A 15,903-nucleotide genomic window follows, 5' to 3' on the forward strand; every position below is an offset into this window, starting at 1 on the left:
TCCCGCGGTGGCGTCGAGTCGGCGGTGGGATCCGCCGGCCCGACCCCTCCGGCCCTCAGCGCGTTCGACCTTCCCGACCACCTCTCGGCCAAGGCCGATCCGGCGATGACCGGCGGCGACGAGCGGCACTTCGCGGCGGTCTCGCAGAGCCTCGAGCACTCGGTCGCCGAACTGTCCCGGCGCCTCGACGCCGCGCGCAAGGCGCCCGGCGGCATCGGCCGCGAGGCGATGGACCGGGACTCGGAGATCCACCGCCTGACCGGTCGCCTGCGCACGCTGCGCCGCTTCGGCCTGGACCTCTGCCTGGGTCACATCGTCCCCGCGGACGACCCCGAGCCCGTGTACGTCGGACGCCTCGGCCTCACCGACAGCGAGGGGCGCCGGCTGCTGATCGACTGGCGCTCCCCCGCTGCCGAGCCGTTCTTCGCGGCGACCCACGCCAACCCGATGGGTCTGGTGAGCCGCCGCCGCTACCGCTGGACCCGCGGCCGGATCAGCGACTACTGGGACGAGGTGTTCACCGCCGACGGGCGCGAGGGGCACGCCGCTCTCGACGACCAGTCCGCCTTCATCGCCAGCCTGGGCGGCAACCGGTCGGCCCGGATGCGCGACGTGCTCGCCACCATCCAGGCCGATCAGGACGCCGTCATCCGGGCCGGATCCCGCGGCGCGCTCGTCGTGGACGGCGGTCCGGGCACCGGCAAGACCGTCGTCGCCCTGCACCGCGCCGCGCACCTCCTGTACTCCGACCCCCGACTCGGGCACCGCCGGGGCGGCGTGCTGTTCGTCGGCCCGCACCAGCCCTACCTGGCCTACGTCGCCGATGTGCTGCCCAGCCTCGGTGAGGAGGGCCTGCAGACCTGCACCCTGCGCGACCTCGTCACCGAGGGGGCGGCGGCGGCCGTCGAGGACGACCCGCGCGTGGCCCGCCTGAAGTCCTCGGCGGACATGGTCAAGGCGATCGAGCCCGCCGTCCGCATCTACGAGGAGCCGCCGGCCGAGGGCATGACGGTCTCGACCCACTGGTCCGAGGTCCGGCTGACCGCCGCCGACTGGGCGGACGCGTTCGCCGCCGTCGAACCGGGCACGCCGCACAACGAGGCGCGCGACCAGATCCGCGAGGAACTGGTCACGATCCTCATGGACAAGCACACGGAGGAGTACGAGGACCAGGACGCCCAGGGTGTCGAGGACGCCGACAACGAGGTCCCGCCCCAACTGCTGCGCAGGTCGCTGCTCCAGAACCGGGAGCTGAACGCCACCCTCGACCGCGCGTGGCCGATGCTGGAGGCCACCGACCTGGTCGGCGACCTGTGGTCGGTGCCCGCCTACCTGCGCAAGTGCGCCCCCTGGCTGGACCGCGAGGAGGTGAGCGCACTCCAGCGCCCCGACGCCCACGCCTGGACCGTGTCGGACCTGCCGCTCCTGGACGCGGCCCGGCAGCGGCTGGGTGACGCGGGGGCCTCCGCGCGCAGGCGGCGCAACGAGGCCGCCGTCGCGGCCGAACGCGCGCGCCGGGCCGACGTCATGGACAGCCTGCTGCAGAACGTCGTGATCGACGAGAGCGAGGGTGCGCTGGGGATGCTGCACGGGCGGGACCTGCAGGACACCCTGATCGACGAGAGCGCGCTGACCACCGCCGACCCCGATCTGCTCGCCGGCCCGTTCGCGCACGTCGTCGTGGACGAGGCCCAGGAACTGACGGACGCCGAGTGGCAGATGCTCCTGCTGCGCTGCCCGTCACGGAGCTTCACCGTCGTGGGCGACCGGGCCCAGGCCAGGCAGGGGTTCACGGAGTCCTGGCGGGAACGGCTCGAACGGGCCGGGCTCGACCGGATCGAGGTGGCCTCCCTGAGCGTCAACTACCGCACGCCGGAAGAGGTCATGGCGGTGGCCGAGCCGGCCATCCGCGCCGCGATCCCGGACGCCAACGTGCCCACGTCCATCCGCGCCAGCGGCATCCCCGTCGTGCACGGATCCGTCGCCGATCTGGACGCGGTGCTCGACGCCTGGCTCGCCGCGCACGCGGAAGGCGTCGCCTGCGTCATCGGTACGGGTGACGCAGGCGGCGGCGCACCGCGGGCATCGTCCCGCGTCCGGCCGTTGACGCCGGCTCTGTCGAAGGGGCTCGAATTCGATCTCGTGGTCCTGATCGACCCGGAAACCTTCGGCGAGGGCACCGAAGGAGCCGTCGACCGCTACGTCGCCATGACCCGCGCGACCCAGCGGCTGGTCATCCTCAGGAGCGGGAGCTCCTGATCCGTCCCGGGGCCGCGCCTGGGGCTCATCGCCCGACGGCAGCGCTCCGACCGGCGAGGAGACGGCCTTCCGTGTACCCGAAAGCCGCCTCGGGCAGCGTGCCGGGGCGTCCGCTGAGCAGGACGGTCAGGCTTCCGGTGCGCGGCAGGCCGGGCTCCGGCCGGGCGCCGATCCGGCGCAGCGCCTGGACGGCGACGGGCTCCGCGGAGCCGTGGAAGACGAACGCGCCGCCGCCGGTGCGCCGGTCGAGCGCGGCCCGGATGGGGGCCTCGACCAGCTCGTAGTGGGTGCAGCCGAGCACCACATCGGTGACGTCGGCCGGGGTCAGCGCGGCGGCCGCCGCGACGGCCCGTACGACGGCGGCCTCGTCGGCCGCCTCGACGGCGTCGGCCAGCCCCGGGCAGGGCACCTCGGTGACCCGCGCCCCGTCGGCGAAGTCGCGGATCAGGCCGCGCTGGTAGGGGCTGCCGGTGGTGGCGGGGGTGGCCCAGATGGCCACCCGGCCGCCGGCGGTCGCGGCGGGCTTGATCGCCGGTACGGTCCCGATGACCGGGATCGCGGGCTCCAGCTCGGCGCGCAGTGCGGGCAGGGCGTGCACGGAAGCGGTGTTGCAGGCGACGATCAGCGCGTCCGGCCGGTGCTCGGCAGCGGCCCGCGCGACGGCGAGCGCCCGCCCGGTGAGGTCCTGCGGGGTCCGCGGACCCCAGGGCATGCCGTCGGGGTCGCAGGACAGCACCAGCTCGGCGTCCGGCCGCAGCCCGCGCATCGCGGCGGCGGCCGCGAGGAGGCCGATTCCGGAGTCCATCAGGGCGATCTTCACTTGGTCACCTTAATCGATGCCCCGGCCGAGCCCGGGGTGGCGGGACCGCAGGTCCCCCGCGGCCGCGCGCCGAACCCCGGTGTCCCGCCACGCCGCACACGCCCGTTCCCGGCACACTGCAGGCATGGGTCCCCTCCTCGTCGCCGCCTGCGCATCGCTCGCCGTCTGGCTCTGGCTCACCCTGGGCCAGGGCATGTTCTGGCGGACCGACACGCGCCTCCCTCCCCGGCACGCGCCCGCCCGCTGGCCGTCCGTCGCGATCATCGTCCCCGCCAGGGACGAGGCCGGGGTGCTGCCGCTGAGCCTGCCCTCGCTGCTCGCGCAGGACTACCCCGGCGAGGCCGAGATCGTCCTGGTCGACGACGGCAGTACGGACGGCACCGCCGCCCTCGCCCGCCGGCTGGCCGGGGCGCAGCCCGGGCTGCCCCTCACCGTCGTCTCGCCCGGGGAACCGGGCGCCGGCTGGACCGGCAAGCTCTGGGCGCTCCGGCACGGCATCGCGCACGCCCGCTCGTCGGTCTCCGGCGAGCCCGACTACCTCCTCCTCACCGACGCCGACATCGCGCACGAACCCGACAGCCTGCGCGAGCTGGTCGCCGCGGCGACGGCGGCCGACCTCGACCTCGTCTCCCAGATGGCCCGGCTGCGCGCCGTCAGCGTCTGGGAGCGGCTGATCGTCCCGGCCTTCGTGTACTTCTTCGCCCAGCTCTACCCCTTCCGCTGGATCAACCGCCCCGCCGCCCGCACGGCCGCCGCGGCCGGCGGGTGCGTCCTGCTGCGCACCGGGGCGGCGGTACGGGCCGGGGTTCCGGAGTCGATCCGCCAGGCCGTCATCGATGACGTCTCCCTCGCGCGGGCCGTGCAGCGCACCGGCGGGCGGATCTGGCTCGGCCTCGCGGAGCGGGTGGACAGCGTGCGTCCGTACGCCTCCCTCGCGGACCTGTGGCGGATGGTCTCGCGCAGCGCCTACGCCCAACTGCGCCACCGGCCCGCGCTCCTGGCGGGAACGGTGGCCGGGCTGGTCCTCGTCTACCTCGTGCCCCCGGCCGCCCTGCTGGCCGGTCTGGCCGCCGGCCGGCCCGGCGTCGCCTGGGCGGGTGGTCTGGCCTGGCTGCTGATGGCCGGCACCTACCTGCCGATGCTGCGCTACTACCGCCAGCCGCTCGCCCTCGCCCCGCTGCTTCCGCTCACCGCGCTGCTCTACCTCCTGATGACCGTCGACTCGGCCGTGCAGCACTACCGCGGACGCGGAGCGGCATGGAAGGGGCGTACCTATGCCCGCCCCAGCGATGCGTGAAACCGGTCCTCGCCCTCCGAAATCGTGTCATCCGAGGTCACGGACTTGTGACGCTCTGTCAGCACGCAATCGGCACACCATCGGTGCACGACTCAACTGGTGAGTACGAGTAGGAGCAAGCCGGGACGGAAGTGGTGAAATCGTGCACGTGAACGTGAAGTGAAAGCTGTGGCCCTGACCTGCGAATATGCAGGTCAGGGCGGTGTTGGTGACACCTCGCTATGGACCCCGTGAAGTCGTGGGCTTAACTTAGGTCCATGACCTCCCCCCGCTCCACTTATGGCGGCGGTTACTACTCCGCGCCCTCCTTCCCGGACACCCCTATCTACGACTCCCTCGTCGCCGAACGCGGCACGCCGCAGATCGCCCCGATCCGCGTCCCGGCCGCGTACGACTCGCCGAGCTCCGGCTACTCGAGCGGTGGGTACCTCCCGGCTCTCGCGTCCGCGCTCCCCGCGCTGCCGCCGGCGGTTTCGCAGCAGCACCAGCAGGCCCCGTCGTACGGGTACCAGTACCAGCACCAGGCCGCCCCGCAGCAGATGCAGCAGATGTCTCCGATGCAGCAGCCGATGCCGCTCCAGCAGGCGCCCGCCCCCTACATTCCGCCGCAGCAGTTCGCGGCCCGCACGGGGTACGCGCCGCAGCCCCAGCCGCAGCAGCCCCGTCCGGTCCCCACGGGCACCGGGTACGAGGCGATGCGCCCGGCCGCGCCGCGCCCGGTGCAGGCGCAGCCCGCATCCGTCCCGGCCCCGTCGTTCGAGGACCCGTACGGCCGCCCGTACCAGCCGCAGGGCCGGGGCTACTGACGGCCCGGCCCGCCCGGCACGCTCCGACGAGGTCGCCGCAGAGGCCCTGAGGGCGACTGGCACTATTCCCTCATGGCGAAACTGCATGTCCAGGCGCTCCACGTCCATCCCGTCAAGTCGGTAGCGGGGACAGCTCCCGACGAGGTGGCCGTGGAGCCCTGGGGTCTGTCCGGCGACCGCCGCTGGGCGGTCGTGGACAGCGAGGGCACGGTCATCACCCAGCGCCAGCAGCCGAGGCTGGCACTGGCGTGCGCCCGTCCGCTGGGGGGCGGCGGGTTCGAGGTCTCGGCACCGGGGATGGCGGCCCTGACGGTGGAGGTTCCGGAGCCGGGTCCGCTGGAGCCCGTGGTCCTCTTCGGCAAGAAGGTGCGGACCCTGGTGGCGGCGCGCGCCGCCGCCGACTGGTTCACCGCGTACCTCGGGACACCGGCCCGTCTGGTGCACCTGGACGACCCGGCCGTACGGCGGCCCGTGGATCCGGATTACGCGCTGCCCGGTGAGACCGTGAGCCTCGCCGACGCCTATCCGGTGCTGATCTCCACCCTGGCCTCGCTGGACGCGCTCAACTCGCTGATCGCGCAGGGGGCTCACGCCCACGAGGGTCCGCTCCCGATGAACCGTTTCCGCCCGAATGTGGTGGTCTCCGGGGCCGAGGCCTGGGCCGAGGACGCCTGGCGGCGCGTCGCCATCGGCGACGCCGTCTTCCGCGGGGTGCGCGAGTGCGGTCGCTGCGTCGTCACGACCACCGACCAGACGACGGCACTGCGGGGCAAGGAGCCGCTCAGGACCCTGGCCGTGCACCGCCGGATCGGGAAGTCGCTGGCCTTCGGGCGCATGCTGGTGCCGGTGGAGCTGGGCACCGTACGCGTCGGCGACGAGGTCCGCGTCCTGGAATGAGCGACGGCCAGGGGCCGGGGCCCACCCGGAATGACACCTTCGGGGGGCTCTCCCGCCTCTGTGGAACCAACCACCGCACGCTGCCCGTTGGATCATTCGAGGCGTGAGCACCGGATCGGGTGACACACGTCTCGCGAGTCCCGGAATGCGTGGGCCCGGGGCATGCGGGAGGCTGGGACGGCAGGCAGGCGGAGACTGGCACAAGTAGGGGGAGCCGGACCGTGTGGACAGCATGGGGCGTGTGGCGATGGCGGCGCAATCCGCTGCGCCGCCAGACGGATCTGTTCGAGGCGTGGGTGGCCTTCGCCGCGCTGGTGTGCGTCCTGCTGGTGGCTCCGGCCATCGGCTGCGCAGCGGGCCTGCGCGTGGACGGCACACTGCAGCGTGCCGCGCGCGAACAGCGGCTGGAGCGGCATCTCGTACCCGCGGTGGTGGTCCGGCCGGCACCGGATCCGATCGCCGGCTCGGCCACCGATCCGGCGGCGCAGCGCCAGAGCCCGCAGCGCACGCGGATCGTCGCGTCGTGGATCGCGCCCGACGGCAGCAACCACGAAGGCACGGTGCCGGCGGCGGAGGAACCGCCGCACACCGGCGACCGGTTCCGGATATGGACCGACAGCCACGGCCGGCTGGTCGGGCAGCCCCTGGACCCCTCGTCCGCCAGTTTCCACGCGGGCATGGCTGGACTCGCGGCGGCCCTCGGCATCGGCGCGCTGGTGGAGACACTTCGCCGCCTGGTCGTACGAAGGCTCATGCATCGGCGGTACATACGGCTGGACCGTGCGTGGGCCGCGGCGGGACCTGACTGGGGTCGGGCGGGCGCGGGCAGCTGACCTGGCAACTCACCGGCCCCGCGCGCGCTACGGTTGAGCGCCGCGGCAGTCGGTCCGACCGGGCGGCCGTTCGGCAGCGCGAGCACGCGAACGGACACAGGCACACGAACACGCGGAACACGAGGGTGGGGGCACGACAGCACCATGGCTCAGGGCACGGTCCAGGTGACGCACGGCGGTTCCTCGCGGTGGCGTCGCCGCTCCGGTGAATATCCGACGCTGACCGCCGCGCTGGCCGCGGCGGGCGACGGCGACGTCCTGTCCATCGCGCCCGGCACCTACCGGGAGAACCTGGTGCTGCACCACGCCGTGACCCTGCGCGCTCCGGAGGGCGCGGTGGGCTCGGTGCGGATCGCACCGCCCGACGGGGTCGCGCTGACCGTCCGCGCCTCCGCCGTCGTCCAGGACCTCCACCTCGAGGGCCAGGACCCGACGGCGCCCGCGCTGCTCGTCGAGGACGGCTCCCCCGAACTGACCGACCTCCGCGTGAGCACCCGTTCCTCGGCCGGCATCGAGGTCCGCGGCAGCGGCGCCCGGCCACTGGTGCGGCGCTGCACGGTGGAGAATCCGGCCGGGGCCGGGATCGCCGTACTGGACGGCGGCGGCGGGGTGTTCGAGGAGTGCGAGGTGGTGGCCGCCGGCCAGACCGGCGTCTCGGTGCGCGGCGGTGGCCGCCCCCGGCTGGAGCGCTGCCGGATCCACCACGCCACGGGCGCCGGCATCGGCGTGACCGGCGAGGGGTCGGGCCTGGAGGCACTGGGCTGCGAGGTGTACGAGATCAAGGGCGCCGGCATGCAGATCGCCGCGCGGGCCACGGCGGTGCTCACCGACTGCTCGGTCCACCGCACTTCGGCCGACGGGGTCACCCTCGACACGGACGCCGTCCTCACCCTCGCCGGCTGCGACATCCACGACATCCCGGAGAACGCGGTGGACCTGCGTTCCCGTTCCGTGCTGACGCTCAGCCGCACCACCGTCCGCCGTTTCGGCCGCAACGGCCTGTCCGTGTGGGATCCGGGCACCCGGGTCGTCGCCGACTCCTGCGAGATCCACGACAGCACCGGCGACTACCCCGCCGTCTGGATCAGCGACGGGGCCGGCGTCTCCCTGGAGTCCTGCCGGGTGCACGACGTGCCGGACGCGCTGTTCGTACTGGACCGGGGCTCACGCGTCGACGTGGTGGACAGCGATCTCTCCCAGGTGCGCAACACCGCCGTATCGGTGAGCGACGGGGCGACGGCCCAGCTCGACGACTGCCGGATCCGGGAGGCGGCGACCGGCGCCTGGTTCCGCGACCACGGCAGCGGCGGCACCCTCGCCAACTGCGCCATCGACTCCGTCCAGACCGGGGTGATCGTCACCAAGGGCGCCGATCCCACGCTGGAGCGGTGCACGGTCAGCTCCCCGGCCGAGGCCGGCTTCTACGTGTCGGCGGGCGGGCGCGGAACGTTCACGGCCTGCCGGGTGACGGGCAGCGCGGGCTTCGGCTTCCACGTCATCGACGGCTGCCGCACCTCCTTGAACCGCTGCCACACGGAGCGCTGCGCGCGCGGGGGCTACGAGTTCGCGGAGGACGGCCCGGTCGCCGAGGAGTGCACGAGCGACGAATCGGGGCCCCGCCTCGCCGCCCAGTCCGCCGCGGGCTCGGGTGCGGTGGCCGGGGAGCGCGCGGGGATCCGTACGGTCTCGGCCGCGCGGGGTCCCGTGGCGCCGTCGGCGGCGGACCGGGTGCCGGCGCCGCGGCCCGCCGACGAGACCGGGCCGGACGCCACCGGGCCGGACGCCGCGCGCGGTTCGGGTGAGGTACTGGGACAGCTCGACGCACTGGTCGGGCTGGACAGCGTCAAGCGCGAGGTCCGCGCGCTCACCGACATGATCGAGGTGGGCCGGCGGCGGCAGCAGGCGGGGCTCAAGGCGGCCTCGGTCCGCCGCCACCTGGTCTTCACCGGCTCCCCCGGTACCGGGAAGACGACGGTGGCCCGGCTGTACGGGGAGATCCTGGCCTCCCTCGGAGTGCTGGAGCGCGGCCACCTGGTGGAGGTGTCCCGGGTGGACCTGGTCGGCGAGCACATCGGGTCCACGGCGATCCGCACCCAGGAGGCCTTCGACCGGGCGCGCGGCGGGGTGCTGTTCATCGACGAGGCGTACGCGCTGGCGCCCGAGGACTCGGGCCGCGACTTCGGGCGCGAGGCGATTGACACGCTGGTGAAGCTGATGGAGGACCACCGGGACGCGGTGGTGGTGATCGTCGCCGGGTACACGGCGGAGATGGACCGCTTCCTGACCGTGAACCCGGGGGTGGCCTCCCGCTTCTCCCGGACCATCACCTTCGGGGACTACGGGCCCGAGGAGCTCCTGCGGATCGTGGAACAGCAGGCCGAGGAGCACGAGTACCTGCTCGGCGAGAAGACCTCCGACGCTCTGCTGACGTACTTCACGGACCTGCCCAAGGGGCCGGCCTTCGGCAACGGCCGCACCGCCCGCCAGACCTTCGAGTCGATGGTCGAGCGGCACGCGGGGCGGGTGGCGCAGCTGCCGGACCCGAGCACGGAGGATCTCACCCTGCTGTTCCCGGCGGACCTGCCGGAGCTCCCCGGGCTCGCGGTGCCCCGGGTACCGGCGCTCTGAACGGGTACCGGGGCTGTGGCCGGGTGCCCGTTCAGAGGTCCCGGCGCATGCACACCCGGGGCCAGCGGTCGAGGCCGTGCACGGCCTCCCGGTCGCGGATGTCGCGCAGCCCGGGGCCCAGGCCGCTGTCGTCCAGGATCCGGAAGCCGCAGCGGGCGTAGTACGGGGCGTTCCACGGGACGTCGGTGAAGGTGGTGAGGGTCAGGGCGGGGACGCCCTCCGCTCCCGCCCGCTCCGCCAGGTGTTCCAGCAGGGACCGGCCGATGCGGCGGTGGGCGCGGTCCGGATGTACCGACACCTGCTCGATGTGGAGATTGCCGTCGACCCGGTCGGCGATCAGGTAGCCGACCGGGATTCCCCAACCCGCGCCCGTCCCCGCGCCCGTCCCTGTGTCCGTCTCCTCGGCCGCGACCCAGGCCAGCCCGGCCCGCCGGTATCCGAGGAGTTCCTCCAGCGGAAGGGGATCGTCGTCGGCGATCTCCGGCATGCCGATGGCCCGGAAGCACTCCCCCGCGGCCCGCTCGATGTCCTGCAGGAGGGGCAGTTCGTCGATGTGCGCGGCTCTGATAAGCATGCACGGCATTGTCCCGGCCCGGACCCGGTCCGCGAAACGGGTTGGACACCCCGCCGGGGACATCTGACGACCCGCCAGCTAGGGTGGCAGCCCGCCGGACGCCACCGGTTGTCCGCCGAACCCAGGGAGTACCGCCATGGCCCGCCGACTGCGCCCCGTGGGGCTGGACTTCATCGAGAACGCCCCCGTACGCCTGACCTTCGCCGCCCGGATCACGGCGGCGCCCGAGACCGTGTACCAGGCGCTGGCCGAGGAGTTGGAGGGCTGGCCGAGCTGGTTCCGGGCCGTCACCCTGGCCCGGCCGACCCACGGGGGCGCGGGGCGCGAGATCAGGCTGATGGGCGGGGTCCGGTTCCAGGAGACGATCATGGCCGCGGATCCGGAGCGGCGCTACGCGTACCGGGTCGACGAGACCAACGCCCCCGGCATGCGGGCCCTGCTGGAGGAGTGGCGCCTCACCCCCTCCGGCTCCGGCACGCACGTCCGCTGGACCTTCGCGGCGGACGGGACGGCCCCCTTCCGGTTCGGCGCGGTCGCCGCCCGCCCGGGGCTCGGCCACTCCTTCCGCACCGCGGTCCGCACCCTGGACCGCCGACTTGCCGGACGGAGCGGGGCGGACCAGTAAAGGGCCGCCGGGTCGGTCGGCCGGCCGGAGCGGGCCCCGGATCAGCCTCGGGTGCTCCCACCGCCCGCGGGGTGGCGTGCGGCCAGCTCTCCGTAGCCACCCGCGGTCCACACCTGCGTACGGAACTCCTGGAGGTTCAGGGCCCGTCCACCCGAGAAGTGCACCGTCCCGCAGCGCGCGCAGTGCCAGCCCTGCCGCCAGAGCCGCTCCGCCGCCTCGCGACCGGGCTCGGTCTTCGCGCGGTACGCCCGGAGAGACCTGGCCGCCCAGACGAACAGGCCTACGGCGACCAGCAGCATGCCCGCCGAGATCCAGGCCAGGAACCCGAGATCGGGCGGGCCGAAGGAGTCACTGGAGCCGGGACCGGTGGGCGCCGAGAGGTCCGGCTCGTCGCTGAGCCATTGCCCGGTCACCACGGCGATCACGAATGGGGGGATCGACCCCATGACCAGGAGCACACCCAGACACCCCCACCCCCGGGCCGACGGCTTGGGCGGGACCGGCGCCAGGTCCCGGGCCAGCCGCGAGACCACTTCCCGGGTGGTGGTCTGGCGCTCGCTCCCGACACCGCTTTCGTCACGGACGTGCCGGTGCCCGTCCAGGAACACCGCCTGGACCGCCCGCACTTCCTCGGACCGGCCGCAGCTGGGACACACCGGCAGCGAGCCCTGGCCCACCGCCGGGGGGCCAGAACGCCCCGGGTCCTGGTCCCGCGTCCGCGCGTCCCGCGTCCGCGCGTCCCGCGTCCGCGCGTCCCGCGTCCGCGCGTCCCGCTCCGGTCTGTTGTATTCGATGCCCGCCATGGTTCCCCCGAGGCTCCGCCGTGATCGAAGTCCGCACAGCGTAGGCAGCCGACGGCGCCGGGCCCACGGAATTATCGCCACAGTCGTGTCACGGATCAGACCGCGGGGTGCCGCACCGCCAGGTCGCCGTAGCCACCGGCCGACCAGACCCGGTTCCGGAACTCCTGCAGGGTCAGGGACCGTTCGCCCGCGAAATGGGTCCTACCGCAGCGGCCGCAGTACCAGGCGTCCGCCCAGACACGGTCGGCGGCCACCCGCCCCGGTCCGGTCCGGCGCCGCCAGGTTCGTACGGCCCGGCCCGACACGGCGATGAGGATGACGCCCAGGAGCAGCAGGGCCGCACCGGTCCAGCCCAGCCAGCTCGTGGGCCGGTCCATCGCGAACAGGCCGTCGCCGTCGGTCCCGTAGAGCCGCGGGGCCGTGTCGTTCTCGAACCACTTCCCCTCGATCGCACCCCAGACGAAGGCACCGATCGAGGCGAGGACGAGCAGCACCCCGACGCAGCCCGCTGTGCCGTTGTCCGGCTCGTCAGGGGCGACCGCGAGGGCTTTGGCCAGCGCCGAGTTCTCCTCGCGGATCGTGACGCTGTCGTCGTCCCCGCCGCCGCGCTCCACCCTCATCCTGGCCTTGGCCCGCAGGTACGCGGCTGACACGCCCAGCACCTGGTCCTCCCGGCCGCAGCGCGGACAGGCCAACGGCCCGCCCTCGCCGACGCCTTCAGCCGGGCTGCCGCCGCCCTCGGTCGCCGCCATGCTCCCCGCCCCACCCCGTGCCGTGCCCAAAGTCCACACAGCGTAGTCGGCGGGCCCGGCGCGGGCCAGGAGAACGCACGGGGGAAACGTTTAGCCGACCGGCTCGCTCCATACCCCGGTCGCCAGCATGGTCTCGAGGGTCCGCGCGTACGGGGCGATGTCCAGCCCCTGCTCCGCCAGCCACGCGTCGGAGTAGTACTTGTCGAGGTACCGGTCGCCCGGGTCGCAGAGCAGGGTGACGACACTGCCCGTGCGGCCCTCCGCCACCATCTCAGAGATGATCTTCAGCGCGCTCCACACCCCGGTGCCGGTGGAACCGCCCGCCTTGCGGCCGATCGCCGTCTCCAGCGCACGGCACGCGGCCACGCTCGCCGCGTCGGGAACCCGCATCATCCGGTCGATCGCGCCGGGCACGAAGCTCGGCTCCATCCGGGGCCGGCCGATGCCCTCGATGCGCGAACCGCAGTCGCTGGTCGCGTGCGGGTCGTTGTTGGTCCAGCCGTCGAAGAAGCAGGAGTTCTCCGGGTCCGGGACGCAGATGCGGGTGTCGTGCTGCATGTAGTGCACGTAGCGCGCGATCGTCGCCGAGGTGCCGCCGGTGCCGGCCGTGGCCACGATCCACGTGGGCTCGGGGTAACGCTCCAGACGGAGCTGCTGGTACATCGATTCCGCGATGTTGTTGTTGCCGCGCCAGTCCGTCGCACGCTCCGCGTAGGTGAACTGGTCCATGTAGTGGCCGCCGGTGCGCGCGGCGAGCTCGGCCGACTCCTCGTACATCTTCATCGAGTCGTCGACGAAGTGGCACTCGCCGCCGTGGAACTCGATCAGCCGGCACTTCTCGGGGCTCGTCGTACGCGGCATGACGGCGATGAACGGAACACCGATCAGCTTGGCGAAGTACGCCTCCGACACGGCGGTGGATCCGGACGATGCCTCGATGACGGGGCGGCCGGGGCGGACCCAGCCGTTGCACAGGGCGTACAGGAACAGCGAGCGGGCGAGGCGGTGCTTGAGGGAGCCCGTCGGGTGGGTGGACTCGTCCTTGAGGTAGAGGTCGATGCCCCAGGCCTCGGGGAGCGGGAAGCGCAGCAGGTGGGTGTCGGCGGAGCGGTTCGAGTCCGCCTGCACCTTGCGGACGGCTTCCTTCAGCCAGGCGCGGTAGTCCGCGTCGCTGCGGTCGACGTCGATGGTCGTGGCGGTCGTACCGGTGGTGCTCATGCGCCGTGCTCCTTCGTACTTCCCGATGTCCCGAGTGCTGGCGGGGCTCGTCCCTGGACCGCCCGCTTTCGCAATGTACCCCCCTCACCTGCACAAACAGTCACTTTGGGTATCCATGCGAATCGCTTTCGATCGCTTTCGGTTGCACATACGTCCACAGTGGGTGACCCTGGGGAGGCGTCACCGAGGGTGCAGCACCCGTAACACTGATGTCGGGGAGTCGCAGCCGTGATCAGTCATTCCCGCAGGCACTGCGTCGTCGAACTGCAGGCCCTGCCCTTGCGGATCGGACAGATCCGCCGAATCGTTTCCGCACAATTGCGCCACTGGCAGCTCGATCCGCTCATCGACCGGGCCGCACTCGGCGTGACGGAGCTGCTCAGCAACGTCCACCGCCACGCGCAGCCGGACAAGACGTGCACCGTCGAGATCGAACTGCGCCTCGGCCGCGTGACCGTCTCCGTCTACGACAGCGACCCCCGTCTCCCGGTGCTCCGGGCAGCCGGGCGCCACGGGGTCTCCGGAACCTCCCGGCCCCCCTCGGAGCCCGGGGCCGAGGCGCCGGACCTGGAGACCTCAGGACGCGGGCTCGCGCTCGTGGAGGCCCTCAGCGAGGCGTGGGGGGCGCGGCCCCAGGACAACAGCCCGGGCAAGGTGGTGTGGTTCTCCCTGTGCACCGCCCCGGGCCCGGCGGCGCCGGACCGCCACCCGGTACTCCTGGCGGAGAAGCCGGTACGGGAACCCGCCCCGGCCCCGCCCGCCGCCGCACCCCCCGAACCGGTCTCCGCCCGCCTGCCGGTGGCCGCCTCGGTCGGCGCCCGGCCCGGGTAGGGCTCCGGGCGCGGGTCCCCGGCATCCCGGGACCGGCGGCCGCGGGCGTCAGGCCATCGCCCCCAGGGCTCCGAGGGGGTCGTCGAGGACCGGCTGCCAGGCCAGTTCCGCGGCGCCGACCAGGCTGTTGTGGTCGAGCGTGCAGGGCAGGATCGGCACGCCTCCGCTGCGCCCCCACAGGCTGCGGTCCGCGACCACGGCGCGCAGCCGCTCCGGGTCGGCGTGGAGCAGCTCGCGGTGGAGCCCACCCAGGATGATCCGGTCCGGGTTGAGGATGTTCACCAGACCCGCGAGGCCCAGGCCGAGCCGGTCGATGAGCTCCTCCGTGGCCGCCCGTACACCCGGGTCCGCGTACTCCTCGCGCAGCAGGTCCCGGGCCTGCTGGAGCAGCGACACCTCGGGGCCCGGCGTGCGCCCGGCGGCGGTGAGGAAGGCCAGCGGGTCGGCCTCCACGTCGAGACAGCCGCGGCTGCCGCAGTGGCAGGGCCGCCCCTCCGGGTTCACGGTGAGGTGGCCGACCTCCAGGGCCAGGCCCGAACTCCCGCTGTGCAGACGGCCGTCCAGCACGAGTGCCCCACCGACCCCGCGGTGCCCGGTGGCCACGCACAGCAGGTGCTGCGCGCTGCGGCCGGCGCCGTGGCGGTGCTCGGCGAGTGCGGCGAGGTTGACGTCGTTGCCGGTCAGTGCCGGTCCGTCGATGCCGGCGGTCTTCACACAGTCGGCGAAGATGTCGCGCACGGGCGATCCGGCCGGCCAGGCCAGGTGGAGCGGGTTCAGCGCCGTGCCCTCCGGCTCCGCGACCGCCGAGGGCACCGCCAGTCCCGCGCCCACGCAGCGCCGGCCCGTCTCCGCGAGCAGCGCCGCCCCGGCTTCGACGACCGCGCCGAGCACCTGCGCGGGGTCGGCCGAGACGGGCACCCTGCCGGGGGCCGTGGCCACGATCCGGCCGCCGAGGCCGACCAGGGCGGCCCGGAACCCGTCCGAGTGCACCTGCGCGGCCAGCGCCACGGGGCCGTTCTCGTCCACGGAGAGCCGGTGCGAGGGGCGGCCCTGGGCGCCGCCGGCCCCGCCGGGGCGGGAGTCCACGCGGATCAGGCCGAGCGCCTCCAGCTCCGCGGCGACGGCCCCGGCGGTGGCGCGGGTGACGCCGAGCTCGGCCGTCAGGACCGCGCGGGTCGGGGCCCGGCCGGTATGGACCAGCTCCAGCGCCGGCCCGAGCGCACCGCGGCCCCGTTCCAGCTTGGTCCGCGCGGAGGCGGCCGATGCGGTGGACACGGCGGGCGGGGGTGAGGGGGCCGGCCCGGAAGCCACGGCCGGCCCGGTGGCCACGGCCGGCCCGGTGGCCACGGCCGGCCCGGGGGCCACGCCCGGCGTGGTGGGCGTCGGGGTCCCGTCCGCCCTCTCGACCCCGGCCGTTCCGGCCCTTCCGGCCGTGCCTTCCGCGCCGTGCGTCCCGTGGTGAGTCCCGTCCGTCCCAGCGGACACCGTGGTCACATCCCCTACCCGCGGCGGGGCCCCGTTGCCGTTCATGACAGCGATCCTCGCATGATCGGGGCGCCC

Annotated in this window: 14 protein-coding genes; 8 read left to right on the forward strand and 6 right to left on the reverse strand. The window is 73.8% G+C overall.

What is annotated here, in order from left to right:
* The first annotated feature begins 105 nt into the window (after nt 1–105).
* Nucleotides 106–2,259, forward strand: a complete 2,154-nt coding sequence (gene helR, locus OG389_RS04360; protein WP_443059414.1) for an RNA polymerase recycling motor ATPase HelR — start codon at nt 106–108, stop codon at nt 2,257–2,259.
* 25 nt (nt 2,260–2,284) lie between these two features.
* Here the strand turns inward: helR and OG389_RS04365 are convergent, their stop codons facing one another.
* On the reverse strand, nt 2,285–3,079 hold the full coding sequence (locus tag OG389_RS04365) for a glutamate racemase (RefSeq protein WP_328297124.1): 795 nt from the start codon (nt 3,077–3,079) through the stop codon (nt 2,285–2,287).
* Nucleotides 3,080–3,203: 124 nt separating this feature from the next.
* On the opposite strand from OG389_RS04365, the gene OG389_RS04370 reads away from it, so the two are divergent.
* The 5 genes from OG389_RS04370 (at nt 3,204) to OG389_RS04390 (ending at nt 9,540) form a co-directional block, all read left to right on the forward strand.
* Nucleotides 3,204–4,376, forward strand: a complete 1,173-nt coding sequence (locus tag OG389_RS04370; protein ID WP_328297125.1) for a glycosyltransferase — start codon at nt 3,204–3,206, stop codon at nt 4,374–4,376.
* Nucleotides 4,377–4,633: 257 nt separating this feature from the next.
* Nucleotides 4,634–5,182 carry a DUF6643 family protein gene (locus OG389_RS04375; RefSeq protein WP_328297126.1) on the forward strand — a complete coding sequence of 183 codons (549 nt, stop codon included), beginning with the start codon at nt 4,634–4,636 and terminating at the stop codon, nt 5,180–5,182.
* A gap of 72 nt (nt 5,183–5,254) precedes the next feature.
* Nucleotides 5,255–6,079, forward strand: a complete 825-nt coding sequence (locus OG389_RS04380) for an MOSC domain-containing protein (RefSeq protein WP_328297127.1) — start codon at nt 5,255–5,257, stop codon at nt 6,077–6,079.
* A gap of 221 nt (nt 6,080–6,300) precedes the next feature.
* Entirely contained in the window at nt 6,301–6,912 is a 612-nt protein-coding gene (locus OG389_RS04385) for an Rv1733c family protein (RefSeq protein ID WP_328297128.1), read from the forward strand.
* A 144-nt stretch (nt 6,913–7,056) separates the two neighbouring features.
* Nucleotides 7,057–9,540 carry a right-handed parallel beta-helix repeat-containing protein gene (locus OG389_RS04390; protein WP_328297129.1) on the forward strand — a complete coding sequence of 828 codons (2,484 nt, stop codon included), beginning with the start codon at nt 7,057–7,059 and terminating at the stop codon, nt 9,538–9,540.
* 31 nt (nt 9,541–9,571) lie between these two features.
* On the opposite strand, the gene OG389_RS04395 is transcribed toward OG389_RS04390, so the two are convergent.
* Complete coding sequence (locus OG389_RS04395; protein ID WP_328297130.1) at nt 9,572–10,114, reverse strand: GNAT family N-acetyltransferase; 543 nt, start codon at nt 10,112–10,114, stop codon at nt 9,572–9,574.
* A gap of 136 nt (nt 10,115–10,250) precedes the next feature.
* Here OG389_RS04395 and OG389_RS04400 point away from each other — a divergent pair, with 136 nt between their 5' ends.
* The gene (locus OG389_RS04400) at nt 10,251–10,739 is read left to right on the forward strand and encodes an SRPBCC family protein (protein ID WP_328297131.1); all 489 of its coding nucleotides are present in this window, start codon (nt 10,251–10,253) and stop codon (nt 10,737–10,739) included.
* 41 nt (nt 10,740–10,780) lie between these two features.
* On the opposite strand, the gene OG389_RS04405 is transcribed toward OG389_RS04400, so the two are convergent.
* The 3 genes from OG389_RS04405 to OG389_RS04415 all read right to left on the reverse strand — a co-directional run bounded on the left by OG389_RS04405 (nt 10,781) and on the right by OG389_RS04415 (nt 13,512).
* Nucleotides 10,781–11,542, reverse strand: a complete 762-nt coding sequence (locus OG389_RS04405) for a hypothetical protein (protein ID WP_328297132.1) — start codon at nt 11,540–11,542, stop codon at nt 10,781–10,783.
* Nucleotides 11,543–11,637: 95 nt separating this feature from the next.
* On the reverse strand, nt 11,638–12,294 hold the full coding sequence (locus OG389_RS04410) for a hypothetical protein (protein WP_328297133.1): 657 nt from the start codon (nt 12,292–12,294) through the stop codon (nt 11,638–11,640).
* Between the two features lie 90 nt (nt 12,295–12,384).
* A complete protein-coding gene (locus tag OG389_RS04415; RefSeq protein ID WP_328297134.1) occupies nt 12,385–13,512 on the reverse strand; it encodes a PLP-dependent cysteine synthase family protein in 1,128 nt (375 codons plus the stop codon).
* Nucleotides 13,513–13,740: 228 nt separating this feature from the next.
* Here OG389_RS04415 and OG389_RS04420 point away from each other — a divergent pair, with 228 nt between their 5' ends.
* Nucleotides 13,741–14,343 carry an ATP-binding protein gene (locus OG389_RS04420; RefSeq protein WP_328297135.1) on the forward strand — a complete coding sequence of 201 codons (603 nt, stop codon included), beginning with the start codon at nt 13,741–13,743 and terminating at the stop codon, nt 14,341–14,343.
* Between the two features lie 48 nt (nt 14,344–14,391).
* Here the strand turns inward: OG389_RS04420 and OG389_RS04425 are convergent, their stop codons facing one another.
* Nucleotides 14,392–15,873 carry an ROK family protein gene (locus tag OG389_RS04425; protein WP_328297136.1) on the reverse strand — a complete coding sequence of 494 codons (1,482 nt, stop codon included), beginning with the start codon at nt 15,871–15,873 and terminating at the stop codon, nt 14,392–14,394.
* Nucleotides 15,874–15,903: the final 30 nt, after the last annotated feature.

The sequence above is a fragment of the Streptomyces sp. NBC_00435 genome, assembly GCF_036014235.1.
Taxonomy (GTDB): domain Bacteria; phylum Actinomycetota; class Actinomycetes; order Streptomycetales; family Streptomycetaceae; genus Streptomyces.